The following is a 16,654-nucleotide window of genomic DNA, read 5'->3' as shown; positions in this document are numbered from 1 at the left end:
CGCACGGACCTGTGCGAAAATCGCACAGGTCAATCAAGAACGATGCGAGTCACAAGCATGCGCAGAAAAATTCCTTCGACGGCAGCGCTATCTGCATTCGAGACGGCCGCTCGCCATCAGAGTTTCACCAAGGCGGCAGACGAACTGGCCGTGACACAAAGCGCGATATGCCGTCAGATCGGCTCGTTGGAGGAATTCCTGGGCGTGAAGCTGTTTCGACGCGACCGGCGCGGAGTCAGCCTCACCGAGGCGGGGGTGATCTATAGCCGCAAGGTTGCATCACGCCTGGATGACGTTGAGAGGGACACACTGGAGCTCATGGCCAAGGGCGGCCATGGCGGATCGCTCGAACTGGCGGTCGTCCCGACGTTCGCGACAAAGTGGCTGTTACCCCGAATACCCGACTTCATCGGCGAGTATCCGGACATTACCGTCAATCTCACGGTCCGCACGCGCCCGTTCCTGTTCGACGACACAGAATTCGACGCGGCGATTCACGCTGGAGCAGCGATATGGCCAGGAACGGAAGGCACCTTCCTGATGCGCGAAAGGCTGATCGCCGTGTGCAGCCCAAAACTGCTTGCACCACGCACCAGGCTCGCAACGGCGGACTGGCGGCGTTACCCGCTCCTGCAACAGAGCACGCGTCCCTATGCATGGCGTGACTGGTTTGCTTCGCACAACATGCAGGTCGAAGGAGATATGTCGGGCCCGAGGTTCGAACTGTTTTCGATGCTCGCCGAAGCAGCGATTCACGGTATTGGGATCGCCCTCATCCCTCGCCTGCTTATCGAAGACGAACTGCAGCGCGGCGTGTTGATCCAGGCGGCGGCCCACGAGCATCTGAGCAATCAGGCCTACTACCTCATCTATCCCGAGCGCAAGGCCGACAACGCGGCGTTGAAGGTGTTTCGCGACTGGATCACCACTCAGGCAGAGCAGTACCGGAAACCAATGGGGCTTGAGTGACCGTGCTTGCGTGAAATGGTTTTGCTGGGGGCGGCGACGGGTAGCCTATTTGGGATGCCACCCGCCCGGAGCGCAGCAATCAGAACTTCACGCGCAACCCCGCGCTTGTGAGGACCTGTTTGCTGGTCGACGAAGGGCCGCCGCTGCCACCGATGAACGCGCCACTGAAAATCGTTCCCGCCGCCCCTGTCACATGCTGATACTCAGCCATCAGATAGACATCGGTACGTTTGGACAGTGAGTAGGATGTCATCAGGTTGAACTGATTCCAGCGCGGCTTCGCGTGCATGGATGCATTCGAATACGATCCATCCGTAAATGTGTACGATGCCGCCACCACCCAGGCCGGGGTAATCAGATAGCGAATGTTCGCTTCGTAGTTGTCGAAGCTCAGGTCGGTGGGCGATCCCGTGGGCGCCGGCGCAAGCGTGCTGCCGCGATACACGGCCGTCGTATCGTCATAGCGCGAGTGACTCCACACCAGCCCCAACGTCGCCGGACCGATCACATACGCGCCGCCGACACCCCACACCTGCTGGCGTGCCGCGTGAAACGTCGCATCGCCCGAAGTCGATGAACCGTCGAGTGCTCCGGCTGCGCCATCTCCCGGGTTGTCGATGCGCATATACGCTGCGCTCAACGTGAAAGGACCGTGGCTGTAAGTCGCGCCCGCACTGAACGCGCGATTGTCCGCAAAATCGCCCGCCTTGTTCGAGAACGCGTACAACCCGCCGAACTTCAACCCGTTAATATCGGGGCTCGCGTATTTGACGGCATTGTCGAGCCTGAAGAAGTCGCCGAAGTTATCGTTGTCCATCGGATGCATGAATTCGAGACCGCCAACGAAGCTCTGCGCGAGACTTCTCGGAGCAAGATAGTCCACGACCGAGTCATATTGACGGCCAAGCGTGACCGCGCCGTAGGTACTCGACATCCCAACCCACGCCTGCCTGCCGAACAGGCGCCCGCCCTGCTGAAGACCACCATTGGTTCCCGTAAAGCCGTTTTCGAGTTTGAAGATCGCTTGCAGGTCACCGCCCAGATCCTCGCTACCCGTCACCCCCACCGGTTGCCAACTATGTTTCCCGACGAAGCAAAGACATTGCTGTGACCCGCGCCGCTTGCCGTGCGCTGATTGCTGACGTACGACACGCCATTGTCGATCAGCCCATAGAGTGTGACGGAACTCTGTGCATGTGCTGCTACACCCATGCAGCCGCAAATTGCGGGTACAAGAAGCCTCTTCATTCGTTTGTCTCCTGCCAGTCGTGATATTTAGGTTGTTTTCCGGGGTGCTACACCTTCAAGGAGCGGCATCGAGCGCCGCACAGCCACGTCACATGATTTCAAACATGGATTTTTTTGGCACGTCGCTGTTTCCTGTCGTCGTTGTCGTACTAATCGCTCGCTGTCGAGTGGCTGGATCTCCCCAGCAGGCAGTTCAAGTCACGTGCAATTTTTTCAATTTTGGCGCTAACGTTAGCACTGATGAGCCGAGTCTAGTTGCGGTTTTTTTATGTGTCAATCGGGTTTTTGAGCACATTTTCAAAGGGTTTACGCGTAAATCCCTCATGTCCAAGGTTGCTATCCCGGGCAATTGCCTGCTTGGAATCTTCGACATGTCGTGCTAACGTTAGTGCAAACTTCGAGCAGTTCGTTCGTGGGCGTCCTGTTTTCTGCCGACGAGAACGGCCGCAGTCAGTCGCCCAAACGATGACGGCAAACCTCAGCGCCAGGGCGCAAGCATGTCCAATCAACATCAGGTTCAATTCCCATGAGCGATACCGTTTTCCTGACCGACTATGCGTGGCCCGACGACAGCGTCGAGCGAGATATCGTCGAATCCGCCGGCATGCAGCTGATAAGCGGACCGGCCGCTCCGCTGCCCGCGTCTGAAATCGAAGCGATGGTGCGAGAGCATCGCCCTTCTGCAATCCTTACCTGCTGGGCACCCGTGTCGGCCAACGCCGTCGAGGCCTCTGCGCGGCTGCAGATCGTTGCAAGGCTTGGCGTGGGGCTGGACAACATTGCTGTGGACGCCGCCACCGCTCGCGGTGTTCTCGTCACGAACGTGCCGGACTACTGTGTCGAAGAGGTTTCCGATCATGCCGTCGGATTTGCGCTCGCATGGACACGCGGACTGATCCTTTTCGATCGGGAGGTCCGCGCTGGGCACTGGTCTCCCGCCGATGCCAGACTGCGTCGGCTAGGCGCACTCACTTGCGGACTCGTCGGCTTCGGTCGCATTGCGCGCGCAACGGCCCGCAAGCTTGGCGCCTTCGGCTGCCAACTGCTCGCTCATGATCCATTTCTGCGTGATGACGTAGCGGGCGTGCAAGCCGTTGAACTCGATGAACTTCTGACGAATAGCGACATCGTGATCGTGCATGCTCCGCTCACCAACGGCACCCGGCATCTGATCAACCGCGAGCGGATTGCGCGCATGCGGCGCGGCAGCCTGTTGATCAATGTGAGCCGTGGCGGCATCGTTGATACCGACGCCGTTATCGAAGCACTACAGAACGGTCAACTGTCAGCGGCAGCGCTGGACGTACTCGAATCCGAGCCAGTCGTACCGGGGGAATTGCTGCGCGAGCGCGGCGCCATGTTGACGCCCCATGTCGCGTTTTCGTCTGATGCATCGTTGCTGGAGCTTCGTAGACGAGCGGCTGAAGAAGTGGTGCGGGTACTACGCGGCCAGACACCACACAACCCATGCAATCTGTCGCCAGCGTAACCGCTTTCAACCGCTCTATTCCCAACAACTCATGATGATGCAATCGAATAGCTCTGACCCTCAGCTCGATGCGTTTCTCGTCGAGCACGGTCTCGCGCGCAAGGATGAGGCAGCCAGCTGGCACCCTCTGACTGGTGGCGTGTCGTCCGATATATGGCGTGTCGATGTCGCGACGCGCTCACTATGCGTCAAGCGCGCCCTGTCCACACTCAAGGTATCGGCATGCTGGGAAGCACCCGTGTCACGCAACGCCGATGAATGGGCCTGGATGGAGTTTGCTGCACAGCACTGTCCCGACAACGTGCCGACCCCTCTCGCACACGACGCAAAGCTCGGCGTGTTCGCGATGTCATTTCTTGCGCCGGACGCGCATCCCGTCTGGAAGCAGCAATTGATGGATGGCCAGGTCGAGCCCCAGACAGCCCGCGCTGTCGGACGGCTCGTAGGCCGTCTGCACGCGGTCAGTGCCGACAATGGCGAACTGCGGGAGAGGTTCGACACGCTCGATAACTTTCGGGCACTGCGTCTCGATCCCTATCTGATCGCTACATCGAAACGTCACCCAGAACTCGAATCGAGACTCCAGTATCTGGCGCAGCGAACTGCGAGCATAAGAACTGCGCTCGTACACGGCGACGTGAGTCCCAAGAACATTCTTGTCGGTCCCAAAGGACCGGTGTTGCTCGATGCCGAATGCGCGTGGTTTGGCGACCCGGCCTTCGACCTCGCATTCTGCCTGAACCATCTGTTGCTCAAATGCCTAGTTCGTCCTGGTGAGCGGGATGCGCTGATCGCTTCGTTCAAGGCACTGACGGAAGCCTATTTCGACGAAGCAGACTGGGAACTGCGCGCAACGCTTGAAGCACGAACCGCTGAATTGTTGCCTGCGTTGCTGCTCGCGCGTGTCGACGGCAAGTCGCCGGTGGAGTATCTGACCGACGAGGCGCAACGCAATCACGTTCGCGCGGTGGCCACCCGATTGCTGCTGCAGCCAGCCGGCTATCTATATCAGGTGGCAGCGGCATTCGAGGAACAGATTCAGTCTCGACCGGCTTGAACCGTAGCAGGAACGCCCCTCGTAGATGCTGACGTCGATACACCCGAAAGTGTCATCGAGGACGGCGGCAAATAATAAAGAACAGGAGACAGGCAACGATGCGGCCAGATCGAAACGCCACCGACGTCGAATACGTCCTCGATGAATCCGTTGCGATGATTTCAAAAGGCGATCTCGAGGGAAAGATTACCTACGTCAATCGGGATTTTGTCGAGGTCAGCGGATACACCGAAGACGAAGTGCTTGGCGCGCCGCAAAGCATCCTGGCCGATGGGGAAACACCCAGTCAGGTATTCGAGGACTTCCTTCGGACAGTCAAAGGAAACAAGACCTGGACTGGCGTGACGAAAGGCCGCCGGAAGAACGGCGACTACTTCTGGGTCCACATGACCGCGGCCCCGATTTTCAGGGAGCGCGAGCTTGTCGGGTTCATCACGATACGATGCAAGGCAACACCCGACACGATCCGCGAAGCCGAGCAGGCATATGCGGCGATGCACGGCGGGCGCAAAGACCTTGAGCTGGATGAAGGGCGGATCGTGAAACGCCCGGTCTTTCGGGTATTTCGGACTATCACGCACCTCTCGTTCGCCGCGCGGATGAACACACTGTCGGCGCTTGCCACCTCGATCTTCATAGCGAACCTCGCAGCGTTCGCTTTCGACAGCGGCCCGCCTCGCGTCTGGCAGTTCGCATCGTGTGCGATCGGCATGGCCCTCTGCCTGATTTCACCTGCCCTGCTGCAGCGCGGCATCACGAATCCGCTGGCGCAACTGAATCGTTATATCAACGACATGGGCGAAGGCAACCTGTCCAATGCGATCGAGACCCATCGCGACGGCGAGATCGCTCAGGTGCTGCACGCGCTACGCATTCTTCAGATCAACCTCAAGCTTCTCGTGTCGCAGATCCAGGAGACCACGGACCTCGTCAACGACGGCGCCACGACGATCGCCACAGGCAACGCAGATCTGTTTGCGCGCACCGAGTCGCAAGCCGCTTCGCTCGAGCAGGTTGCCGCATCCATGCGCGAACTGATCGATACGGTGACGGCCAACGCGGAGAACGCGCGGCAGGCGAACGCGCTATCGACGGCTACGTCCGAGATTGCCGGCGACGGCAGGCGGGCCGTCAGCGAGGTCATCGGCACAATGCGATCGATCAAGGACAGTTCCTGCAAGATCGTGGACATCATCGGCGTGATCGACAGCATCGCGTTCCAGACCAATATCCTGGCGCTGAACGCGGCCGTGGAGGCCGCGCGCGCAGGGGAACAGGGGCGCGGATTTGCAGTCGTCGCCAGCGAGGTGCGCAATCTGGCGCGTCGTTCCGCGAACGCCGCAAAGGAGATCGCCGCGCTCATCGGCGATTCTGTGGCCAGCGTCGAAACAGGTGGCAAGCTCGTTGACGATGCCAGCGGCACGATCACGGATATCGTCACATCGGTCGAACGCGTCATCGCGTTCATGAGCGATATCTCGATGGCAAGCCAGGAACAAAGCCTAGGAATAGGTCAGGTCAATGATGCAGTGAAGCAAATGGAAGCAATGACCATTCAGAACGCGCGTCTCGCAGAGCATGCCGAAAACGAGTCGCGCCTGATGCGCGCTCAGGCACTCAAGCTCGCAGAGCTTGTTGGGTCATTCCGCCTTTCGGCCACTGCCGGGCATGCGGTTGTTGAAGCGAATGGGCGGTGGCGCAACCCACAAACTACGGGGCGCACCTGATCGGTGTGATACAGAACATCCCAACACCCTGTCGCACCTCCAGCCCTGCTAACGTTTGCTTTTATAGAGCGGTCGCGCCCCGATCATCTACGCACGGGATCGATCGATTCATCATAAAAGTTCCGTAAATACGCTATTGACAAGGGAGATCGCCGTTTGCCACAATCTATGCGAACGTTAGCAAAGCAGGCGCATGGTGAAACCTGCAAATACCGCGCAACTCCGGTTCGACTTTGTGGGGAGACACTGAAAATGGCATCTGATACTTCGATCACAGGCGAGGTGCCGGTCGCGCTTCGTCGCGTCGTCACCGGTCACGACACGAGCGGCGCCTCGACAGTCGCCCTCGATTCGCCACCTCCGCGCTCCGACGCGTACCGGCATATCCCCGGCATGGTGTCCCGTCTGGTCTGGTCGACGGAACCGGCGCAGGCCGTTCCTTTCGATGGCACGGACCCGACCCCGGGTGTCTCGAGCTTCGTCCCCACGGTTTCGGGCACGCGCTTTCTCGTGGTGACATTTCCGCCCGACAGCGTGTTTTTGGCACCCGGCTTCGATGGCCACGCCGCAGTCGCCGAAAACTTCGCGATCAGTCCGGGACTTGCTGAACTCTTCGAGGCGGACGGCATGCATGCCACGCCAACCGTCGACTACGGCATCGTGCTCGAAGGTGAAATCTGGCTTGAACTCGACGAGGGGCGCGCGGAGCTGCTTCGCAAACATGATGTGATCGTGCAGAACGGAACCCGCCATGCGTGGCGAAACAGGAGCGACCGCCCCACAACGCTGGCCTTCGTGCTGATCGGAGCGCGCAGGAGCGAATGAACACCATAGGCATGGGTTACCGGGCCGCAATCCTCGGGCTCGACCATTCCACCATCCCGCGCTGCACTGACAGCTATCACCTGAATAGACGAGGTAGACAATCCATATGACTGATTCAACGATCGCCCAAGTACGCGGCCGACGCGTGTGGGACTCGCGCGGCCGCCCGACGGTAGAAGTCGAGGTCATGTTGCACAGCGGCATAAGCGGTCGCGCCATCGCGCCCGCTGGCGCTTCGACGGGCAGCGGAGAGGCACTGGACCTGCGCGACGGCGGCACCGCGTTCGGCGGTCTCGACGTGACCAACGCGCTGTCGAATGTCAACGGCGAAATCGCGAGAGCGCTCGAAGGACGCGATGTACGCGACCAGGCTGCCATCGACGCCAGTCTGGTCGCCCTGGACGGGACGCCCAACCGTAGCCGCCTTGGGGGCAATGCGATCGTCGCGACTTCGATGGCTGTCCTGCATGCGGCCGCTGCAGCCAGCAGGCAGCCGTTATGGCGCTATCTCGCCGGCAACCGCCCCGTGCGTCTGCCGCTGCCGGAGATTCAGATCTTCGGGGGCGGCGCGCACGCGGCGCGCCGTGTCGATGTGCAGGACTTCATGATCATGTGCCCCGCTGCCGGCAGCTTCACCGAAGCGCTGGAGTGGACGGCGGAGGTATACCGGGCAGCCGGTGCATTGATGAAGGATGCGGGCAAGCTTCAGGGCGTGGCGGACGAAGGCGGCTACTGGCCCGCGTTCGATTGCAATGAAGACGCCCTTGACACGCTGATGCGGGCCATCGCCGATACGGGACTGCAACCCGGCAAGCAGGTCGGCATCTCGCTCGATATCGCCGCGTCTGAATTCGGCCGCGATGGACACTACACACTGGCGCTCGATGGCAGGACCCTCGGCACGGATCAGATGATCGACATGCTGGGGCGCTGGCTGGACACCTACCCGATCCTGTCGATTGAAGATCCGCTTGCGGAAGACGACCTGGAAGGCTTCAGGCACTTCTCGCAATCATATGGTTCGCGTTGCCAGATCATCGGCGACGACTTTCTTGTAACCAATGCGGATCGGGTCAAAGCCGCGGCAACGCAAGGTACGTTGAATGCCGTGCTCATCAAGCCCAATCAGGCAGGCACGGTAACGGAAGCCCAGGAGGCCCTGCAGGCCGGCAAGACGGCAGGATTCGGCACGATCGTATCGGCACGTTCCGGCGAAACCGAAGACGTCACCATCGCTCATTTGTCCGTTGGCTGGGACGCGGGACAGCTCAAGGTCGGTTCGTTTTCGCGCTCCGAACGGATGGCCAAATGGAACGAAGTATTGCGAATTGAGGAGGCGCTGGGACCGCAAGCTCGCTTCTGCGGATGGTCCGCCCTGCCTTTCACTGACCGCCCACATTAGATCGCGATCCTGTCGTCGCAAAAAGGATATCGAATGCGTTTTCCCGAGCAAGACCTGACTACATCTGCCTGCCGACGCGGTACGTCTCGCAACATCCGCATCGGCATGCCGGCAAGCTCGCCATCAACAATCGAGAGGTAATCATGCTGCCCGCCGTCAACCATCGGCCGCCCTTCAATATCACGCGCGCCAGCCACATCGTACTGAACGTTTCCGACCTGGCGAAAAGCCGGGCGTTCTATGTCGACATCGTCGGCCTGGTCGTGACGGAAGAAACAGCTGACACGTGCTATCTGCGTGGACTGTCCGAAGCGTGCCACCATAGCCTGGTTCTGGTGCAGGCCGACAAGGGCGCCCCCGTCTGCAAGCGCATCGGTTTTCGCGTTTTCCTCGAAGAACACCTCGACCTCGCCCACCAGTTCTTCAGGGAAGAAGGCCTTCCCGCCGAATGGGTCGAAGTCGCGCATCAGGGAAGAACCCTGCACGTGTCCGACCCATTCGGCACGAAGATAGAATTGTGCGCGCAAATGGAGACGCGCCCTCGCCTCTATCTCGAACGCAACCTGTTCAAGGGCGCGCACGCACAGCGGATCGATCACTTCCAGATCTTCTCGCCGGACACCTACCAGTCCTGTGTGTTTTACAGCAGACTCGGCTTTCGCAACTCCGAATATCTCGCACACGGAGACCGGCTGCTCGGCGCGTTCATGTATCGCAAGGGGACATGCCTCGATCTGGCTATCGTCGAAAACGACGGACCGTGCATGCATCACTTCGCGTACATCGTGCCCGAATCACACAACATCTTCACCGCGTGTGACCTCGCGGGCATTTATGGCTATTCGCACGAAGTAGAACGCGGGCCGGGCCGCCACGGCCCCGGCGGCATGCTGTTCGTCTATCTGCGCGACCCGGATGGCCATCGCATCGAACTGTGCGACGGCCATTACCAGACCATCGACATCGAGATTGAACCCGTCCGCTGGGATGCCGCTTCGCTCAGTACGAGCGTGCGCTGGGGTCTGCCGGCAGAACACCGCTGGTACTTCGAGGCCTCGCGGTTCGAAGGCGCAGAACTGATCGAGACAGACAACAAACCGCGCCCCACCACGCTCGAGACCTACATTCAAAACCGGCTCGCAAAGAGCTGATAACGGAAGGAACAACGAACATGGCACGCGTCAAATATCTTCAGCGCTCCGACGTCGAAGGCGTCAACGACGCCCTTTTCGACCGGCTCGAACGCGAACGCAAGGTACCCACGGCGAACATCTTCCGGGCGCTCGCGCATGCGCCGGACATTCTCGACCAGTTTCTGTCGTATGCGAACGCGATCCGGGCGTCGTCGATCAGCCCGAAGTTGCGTGAACTCGCGATCCTGACGGTGGGACATTGCACCGGCTCCGAATACGAAATTGCGCATCATCAGTCGCATGGCCTGAAGGCCGGCATCAGCCCCGAGCAACTGAAGGCGATCCCGGATTTCGAAACGTCGGCCCTCTTCAATGAAGAGGAACGTGCGGTAATGGCGGTCGCCAGGGAGTCGACGCTCAAGGTCGCAGTGAGCGACAAAACCTGGAACAGGGTCGTGCCGTTCCTGAACGATCAGCAACGGGTCGAACTGGCACTGAACATTGCCTGGTACAACTCCGGCGTACGGATCATGGGCGCGCTCGGGATCGAACTCGAGGACAGCTATCGCTGATGGATCACCAGTCCAGATCGAGGACAGCGATCCGGATTGACTTCGACAAACAGGCTGGGCGGGTACCACCTGGCCGCTGGCAAATGCAATGCGCAGCACTTCCGTCGGTACATGGCGGGTAACGCGGAAGTTATCACCCAGAAAGAGGAATGTATGGAACGAACGATGGTTGCAGCACGGCTGCATGCTCTCCACACCCCGATGACGCTCGATACGATCCCGGTGCCGAAGCCGAGACCGACTGATGTTCTCGTACGGGTCAAGGCTTGCGGCATCGTGCCGAATATGGCGAACGTGATCAACAACTGGCCGACCTGGTTTCCGCATCAGCCGCTGCCGAAATTTCCCGCCATTTTCGGCCTTGATCCCGCAGGGGTCGTAGAAGAAGTCGGCGAAGCAGTCCTCAACGTCAAGCCCGGCGATCGCGTCTACGTGAGCCCATTGCGTTCGTGTGGATCGTGCAAGGCATGCCGCGCCGGGCGACGCAGTGAATGCCGCTACTACACGCTGAACGGTTACTTCAGTACGAGTCGCGACGGTCAGCGTATCTTCGATCTCTACCCATATGGCGGCTTCAGTGAGTACATGACAGCCCCCGAGTACGCTATCGTCAACCTCCCCGACAACATGACCTTTGAACAGGCCGGCCGATTCGGGTACATGGGCACGTCTTACGGCGCACTGAAAAACGCCGCTGCCGGTCCGGGCCAGGTCGCCCTGATTGACGGAATCACCGGGACGCTCGGCGTGGCTGCAACGGTGCTCGGGCTCGCCATGGGCCTGTCGCGCATTCTCGGCACGGGGCGCGACGAGGCGCTGCTCAAACGCGTCAAGGCGCTTGCACCAGACCGCATCGAAGTGATGCAACTCGGCGAGGGCTCGACGGGCGAGTGGGCGAAGTCGCTGACGGGCGGTGAAGGCGTGGACTTTGTGATCAGCGCTCTCGGGGCAAAAGCACCTGCCGCGACGATGCTGGATTCAATGAAGGGCGTTCGACGCGGTGGCAAGGTGGTCAACGTGGGCGGCGTGGCTGAAGACCTGCCGATCGACGTGAAGTGGCTCATGGATGAACAGGTGCAGATCATCGGTTCAAACTGGTTCACGACTGCGCAGGGGCAGGAAATGGCCGACATGGTGAGTACCGGGGCCATCGACCTTTCGTATCTCGAACATCGCAAGTTTCCGCTTGAACGTGTCAACGAAGCCATCTCCGGGTTGAAGGACCGCGACGGAGGCTTTAGCAACTATGTCGTGCTTCCCTGACTAGCATTGCTGCGCGCCCGGGAAGGCTACTGCATCGCAGATGCTTTCCGGTCCATGCAGGATCGCATCACGGCCAGCGCTTTCGCTGGCCGTGATGAGCCACGTCCAACGACGCGTTGATCTTCAATTGCAGTTGCTCTCGCTCTAGTTTATTAGTATGTCGAATCATATTTTCGTTCGCGATTTATTTGTCAATTAGCGTATTCACTATAGCATCTCGGCGACATATAATCGACTTGATGGTTGCTGTGCAACAATCAATCCAGTTGAACTAATCAATGTCACGTCGAGGGTCTCTCCATGAAGATGCTTGTCAAAACCGTGTTTATCGTTTCCGCCATCACGCTTCCCGTCGCCTCGAATGCACAACAGACTGCGCCCGTAACACGTGCACAGGTGGAATCGGAACTGGCACAACTCGAGAAAGCGGGCTATTCCATCGAAGGAAGTGACCTGGACTATCCTGGCACTCTCAAGTCGGCCGAAGCGAGGCTCGCAGCCCAACAGGATGAGAACGCGAGGCGTCGCGGGCTACAGACAGGCTACGGCAGCAACTCGGGCGGCTCGTCAAACTCAGGCGCGCGGTGAGCATTGTGATTGACGCATCTGTTGCACGGTGCTAACGTTAGCAAATCATCGCTTTTCATCTCGTAGATTCCATGAAAATCATCCGATATTCGATTGACGAAAATTGGCACTACGGCATCCTCCGGAGTGGTGGCGATATTGAAAGGCTCAAGAGATCGCCACTTGAAGGACTTCAGGTTGCTGGCTACATCGACAGCCTTGCCTCAGTTCGCGTGTTGAGTCCGTTTTACCGGCCGCGTGTCTTCGGTCTTGGGTACAACTACCGCGCGCACTCGCAGGAAGTCGGCAAGAACACGCCAACGCTCCCCGTGCTGTTCATGAAGCCCAGCACCACGGTGATCGGCCACGAAGAAGGCATCGTGTATCCGTCCGATGGAGAGAACATTCATTTCGAAGGGGAACTCACGGTGATCGTCGGCAAGGAAACACGCAATGTTTCCGAAAGCGATGCGCTCGAGTATGTATTCGGCTACACCTGCGGTAACGACGTAAGTGACCGGATATTGCAGCGCCGTGAGAGCGAGTTCGGCTGCCTCCTCGTCGGCAAAGGCTACGACACGTTCGCGCCCATTGGACCCGTGGTCGAGACGGAACTTGATCCGTCGAACCTGCATCTGATCACGCGCGTCAACGGCGAAGTGCGCCAGAACGGGAACACGGCCGACCTCGTGTATGGTGTGCCCGCGCTGATTGCCTACCTTAGCAAGTATATGACCCTGCTTCCAGGCGATCACATCATGACGGGAACGCCGGCGGGGGCCGGCCCGATCAAGCCTGGCGATACGATCGAGGTAGAGATCGAGGGGATCGGCGTACTGCGCAACAAGGTGGTCGCGACACCAGACACGGCGTGCTGATCCTGCATCGCTGCCAGGGGAGCACCAGCATCATGCATCTCAATCGTGCCTCGCTGAGCACAGCAGCTCTCAGGAAATTTTCAGGATGTTTAGGCCTTGGATTGTTCCGCCGGATAACCAGACAAATCCCCCCGTGTCAAGCGATCGCTCTTCTCGCCCCCTCTTTGCCAATTATGACTGTAATCGAACCACTTCAAAACATTGTAGAGAGAGTCGCGCGAAACAATACGGCGTTTGAACCACTGTCTGATCCAGACTGGGAGCGCTTGGCTCATCTCTTTCCAATAGATAAAGTTCGCCGTTACGGCCGTCAGCCACGGCATCCTCGTGACGTCTTGAACGCGATCTTGTGGGTCCTTACCCAGAACGAACGCTGGCATCACCTTCCTGGCGACATGCCACCCGCCCAAACCTGCTACATAAAGTACTTACAATGGCGTCGCTCAGGCATCATCTCAAAAATAGCGGAAACCCTCGAACTCGATCTCAAGTAACGACAATGCCGGTATCCAAAGCGACGCTCGCGGATGTCAGTGTGAAACCGTGGCGAAATACCCTAGGCTCCAATCCTTATCCTGACTGTCCTTACGTCGCCGTTATCGCATTCTGACTGCCGCAGCCTTCAGGTGCGCCACGTCTGTTCCGCGCTAGCGCCCGGTTCTGTTGAGAAACTGCATCACCCTTCCTCGCGTCTCTGTGGCGTCGACCCGATAGCCAGATATCAAATTCACCCTTCTTGCATTTCCCAACCCAATCTGTGTTTCCACGCTGATGCATCGGGCCGCACCCTACCAATGTCACATCCGGCTGGAACACGAGGTCGATCTCGGCACTGCCCAAAATGATCGGAAATCTCCGGCCGAATCTGACGTTTGCTGATCTGACGTTTGCTGCCTTGAGCCACGCTGTACCCCATCTTTTGAGATCGAAGTGCAACGCGGCATTACACCGCCACACTTCTTTATCGTCACGCTAAAAAATCGCCTCGCGATCTTCCACCTTGCATCGTGCTCTGGATACACGGCGCCGTGGCCGTTCATCGCCGCCGACAATGGATTGCGTTCCTCGCAGCGTGCCGGATATATCCCGTCTCGCAGCATCGGTAGATCACCAGTCTTTATCTGGCCTCTATTCTATCGAGCGGATCGCGGGATCAAGTATCCGTGCTCCGCGCTCACAAAAGCAAAGTTGAAAATCATCTAGCGGGTCTCCGACCGCCCGCCCCGCAGGGCGGCGGGGTTAAAGTGAGTTTGCGAAACCGCTTTAACCAGATGGAGGCCGATATGAACTATAGCGGCATCGACTTGCATTCGAACAACAGCGTGGTCACCGTGATCGACGAAGCCGACCGGGTACTGGCGGAGAAATGCCTGCCCAACGATCTGACGAAGATTCTGGCGTTCCTTGCTCCATGGCAGGCGGAACTTACTGGCGTTGTTGTCGAGTCAACGTTCAACTGGTACTGGCTCGTGGATGGCCTGCAGGCCGCCGGTTTCACCGTGCACCTGGCGAACACCACGGCGATCAAGAAATACGACGGACTCAAACACAGCGGCGACGAGACAGATGCGCGATACCTAGCCCACCTGCTGCGTCTTGGGATACTTCCCACCGGAACAATTTTGCCGCCCGAAGCACGCAGTGTGCGTGACCTGGCGAGGAAACGCATGCAGCTCGTACGCAGCCGGGTGACTCACGTCCTCGCCATCGAGAACATTTCGGCACGACAACATGGAACACGTCTTTCGAACGCGCTGGTCCGCGACCTCACGGACGCGACGATCGATCAAATGGGGTTCCCCGCCGACGTCGCGCTGGCGATGCAGGCTAACCTCGCGGTCGTTAAGACACTTTCCGCGCAAATAGTATTACTGGAAAAGCGGCTTGCAGAAAAGGTCGAAGCGCGCGCCGAGTACGCGTTGCTGAAGACCGTGCCTGGCATCGGATCGATCCTCGCAACTGTCATTCTGCTCGAGACCGGGTCCATCGATCGCTTCGCCAGCGCAGGCAATTTTGCTTCTTATGCCCGCTGCATGGACAGTCGGCATATGAGCAACGGCAAGAAGAAAGGCACAGGCAATACCAAGAATGGCAACAAGTATCTGTCGTGGGCCTTCATCGAGGCAGCGAACGACGCACCGCGCTTTTGCAACGAGGCCAAGCGCTTTTATGAGCGCAAGAAAGCCCGAACGAACCAGACTCTTGCACGCAAGGCGCTGGCGCACAAGCTCGCGCGCGCCTGTTTCCACATTCTGAAGGAGCGCAAACCCTTTGACATGACGCGCTGCTTCGCGTGAAGCTTTTGACCGCGGCCGGCAAACCCGGATAGACCATGGAGTTTCAGCCCTGAAAGTTGATTGGGATGCCGTGCCTGCCGTCCCCGATGTGCGGTTAAAGCGGACCGCCCGCAATGCGAGCCACCCGTAGATTGGCGCCGAGTCGTCGGTAGCCCCGAAAAGTTGCGACCCCTTGGACGCATTGGGGTACCAACGTTCTTCTGGGGCGGCGCAGGCCGCCAGGGCGACAGGCCCCTGTCGTATCGCCAGTCGCTTGAACCTGATGGGTGTGTGGCGCGATCCGTCGCAGCCATGAATTGAAGAAACGGGCGCGCTCAGCCATTGCATTCGGGCATTGAGAATCGGAAAACGCCTGCTCTTGCAGTCGTGGGGGTAGCTTGCTCACTTGACACTGGTCCCGCTAATGGGTGTGTCTATCGCGGCGTGGTCCTGCAAGTAAATTTGTGTCGCTATGCACGCTTCGAAAGAATTTCGCAACGAAATGGACAGCAGAATGATTTTCGAAGCGATCGCGAAGAACAAATCAAACGCCGGTATTCTCTCAACGGTGGAAAACTTCGCATGCGATGGAACGTCACAGGGATAGGCACAACTTTACTTGCCGTTTAGACACAACTTTACTTGCGTGAGCGGCCAAGTTTTCGCGACGAACGAGAAATCAAATCGAGCTATTAGGATAAGTTTTCTTATGTGAACGGGTCGGTCGTACGACGAACAGATCCATTTGCGCAGGATTCCTACGCAAACAATCAACAACGGCGATCATACTTACCGGCGGTTTCCGGCTCGCCTCACTCTCCTTCTGGAATGGGCGAACTGGCTGTTCCGTGAAGGAACCGTGCGAGCCGCCGCTCGGCGTCGACGACCTTGTGCAGCGGCGCAACGGCGAGTTGCGAGTCGTGTAGCGCCAGCAGCTTTTCAAAAACCGGTAGCGCGTCGTCTGCGAGCCGCCATTCGCCCGATTCATGCGCAAGCGTGAGCGCGGCTTCGACCGCATATTCGGCGAGCTTGTACAGTTCAAGCGGCTCGTCGCCGTATCCCGCCTGCTGAAGAAACCACGCGACGTACACGGTTCGCATCAGCTCATTGAACAGGTAGTTGTTCCCGTGACCACTCCTGCATGTCCTGCCTGCTCGCCGGCTGCATACGCAACTCGGGTTCGATTATTTGGGGGTGCTACGGACCGCCCTCCCTGTGCGGATCGTCGTGCCATCCAACCGTCTCAAC

At 58.9% G+C, this 16,654-nt stretch carries 13 protein-coding genes and 1 pseudogene; 12 read left to right on the top strand and 2 right to left on the bottom strand.

All coding sequences use genetic code 11. The features are described 5' to 3' along the window. The first annotated feature begins 57 nt into the window (after nt 1-57). Entirely contained in the window at nt 58-969 is a 912-nt protein-coding gene (locus H1204_RS31420; protein ID WP_042311524.1) for a LysR family transcriptional regulator, read from the top strand. A 79-nt stretch (nt 970-1,048) separates the two neighbouring features. Here H1204_RS31420 and H1204_RS31415 read toward each other — a convergent pair. Continuing rightward, nucleotides 1,049-2,217 (bottom strand): annotated as a pseudogene (locus H1204_RS31415) (porin). 526 nt (nt 2,218-2,743) lie between these two features. Between H1204_RS31415 and H1204_RS31410 the strand changes: the two are divergent. From H1204_RS31410 to H1204_RS31355, 11 genes are all read left to right on the top strand, one after another. Further along, a complete protein-coding gene (locus H1204_RS31410) occupies nt 2,744-3,706 on the top strand; it encodes a C-terminal binding protein (protein ID WP_180734453.1) in 963 nt (320 codons plus the stop codon). Between the two features lie 31 nt (nt 3,707-3,737). Next, nucleotides 3,738-4,763, top strand: a complete 1,026-nt coding sequence (locus H1204_RS31405) for an aminoglycoside phosphotransferase family protein (protein WP_180734452.1) — start codon at nt 3,738-3,740, stop codon at nt 4,761-4,763. A gap of 98 nt (nt 4,764-4,861) precedes the next feature. Next, nucleotides 4,862-6,490 (top strand): methyl-accepting chemotaxis protein, encoded by a 1,629-nt coding sequence (locus H1204_RS31400; protein WP_180734451.1) that lies wholly within the window; start codon nt 4,862-4,864, stop codon nt 6,488-6,490. Nucleotides 6,491-6,742: 252 nt separating this feature from the next. Then, nucleotides 6,743-7,315 carry a cupin domain-containing protein gene (locus H1204_RS31395; protein ID WP_180734450.1) on the top strand — a complete coding sequence of 191 codons (573 nt, stop codon included), beginning with the start codon at nt 6,743-6,745 and terminating at the stop codon, nt 7,313-7,315. 106 nt (nt 7,316-7,421) lie between these two features. Next, nucleotides 7,422-8,717: a phosphopyruvate hydratase gene (eno, locus tag H1204_RS31390; protein WP_180734449.1), complete on the top strand. Its 1,296-nt coding sequence runs from the start codon at nt 7,422-7,424 to the stop codon at nt 8,715-8,717. 143 nt (nt 8,718-8,860) lie between these two features. Further along, nucleotides 8,861-9,868, top strand: a complete 1,008-nt coding sequence (locus H1204_RS31385; RefSeq protein ID WP_180734448.1) for a VOC family protein — start codon at nt 8,861-8,863, stop codon at nt 9,866-9,868. 20 nt (nt 9,869-9,888) lie between these two features. Then, nucleotides 9,889-10,422, top strand: coding sequence for a carboxymuconolactone decarboxylase family protein (locus tag H1204_RS31380; protein ID WP_180734447.1), 534 nt, complete (start codon nt 9,889-9,891; stop codon nt 10,420-10,422). A 153-nt stretch (nt 10,423-10,575) separates the two neighbouring features. Further along, complete coding sequence (locus H1204_RS31375) at nt 10,576-11,685, top strand: alcohol dehydrogenase catalytic domain-containing protein (RefSeq protein WP_180734446.1); 1,110 nt, start codon at nt 10,576-10,578, stop codon at nt 11,683-11,685. Between the two features lie 300 nt (nt 11,686-11,985). Next, nucleotides 11,986-12,273 (top strand): DUF4148 domain-containing protein, encoded by a 288-nt coding sequence (locus H1204_RS31370; RefSeq protein ID WP_091784052.1) that lies wholly within the window; start codon nt 11,986-11,988, stop codon nt 12,271-12,273. A gap of 71 nt (nt 12,274-12,344) precedes the next feature. Then, on the top strand, nt 12,345-13,130 hold the full coding sequence (locus H1204_RS31365) for a fumarylacetoacetate hydrolase family protein (RefSeq protein ID WP_180734445.1): 786 nt from the start codon (nt 12,345-12,347) through the stop codon (nt 13,128-13,130). Between the two features lie 1,283 nt (nt 13,131-14,413). Continuing rightward, complete coding sequence (locus H1204_RS31355; RefSeq protein WP_180734444.1) at nt 14,414-15,427, top strand: IS110 family transposase; 1,014 nt, start codon at nt 14,414-14,416, stop codon at nt 15,425-15,427. A 791-nt stretch (nt 15,428-16,218) separates the two neighbouring features. On the opposite strand, the gene H1204_RS31350 is transcribed toward H1204_RS31355, so the two are convergent. Beyond that, the gene (locus tag H1204_RS31350; protein WP_180734443.1) at nt 16,219-16,506 is read right to left on the bottom strand and encodes a hypothetical protein; all 288 of its coding nucleotides are present in this window, start codon (nt 16,504-16,506) and stop codon (nt 16,219-16,221) included. Between the last annotated feature and the right edge of the window lie 148 nt (nt 16,507-16,654).

The organism is Paraburkholderia sp. PGU19 (assembly GCF_013426915.1).
Lineage (GTDB): Bacteria > Pseudomonadota > Gammaproteobacteria > Burkholderiales > Burkholderiaceae > Paraburkholderia.
This window is presented reverse-complemented; position numbering and strand designations above follow the sequence as displayed.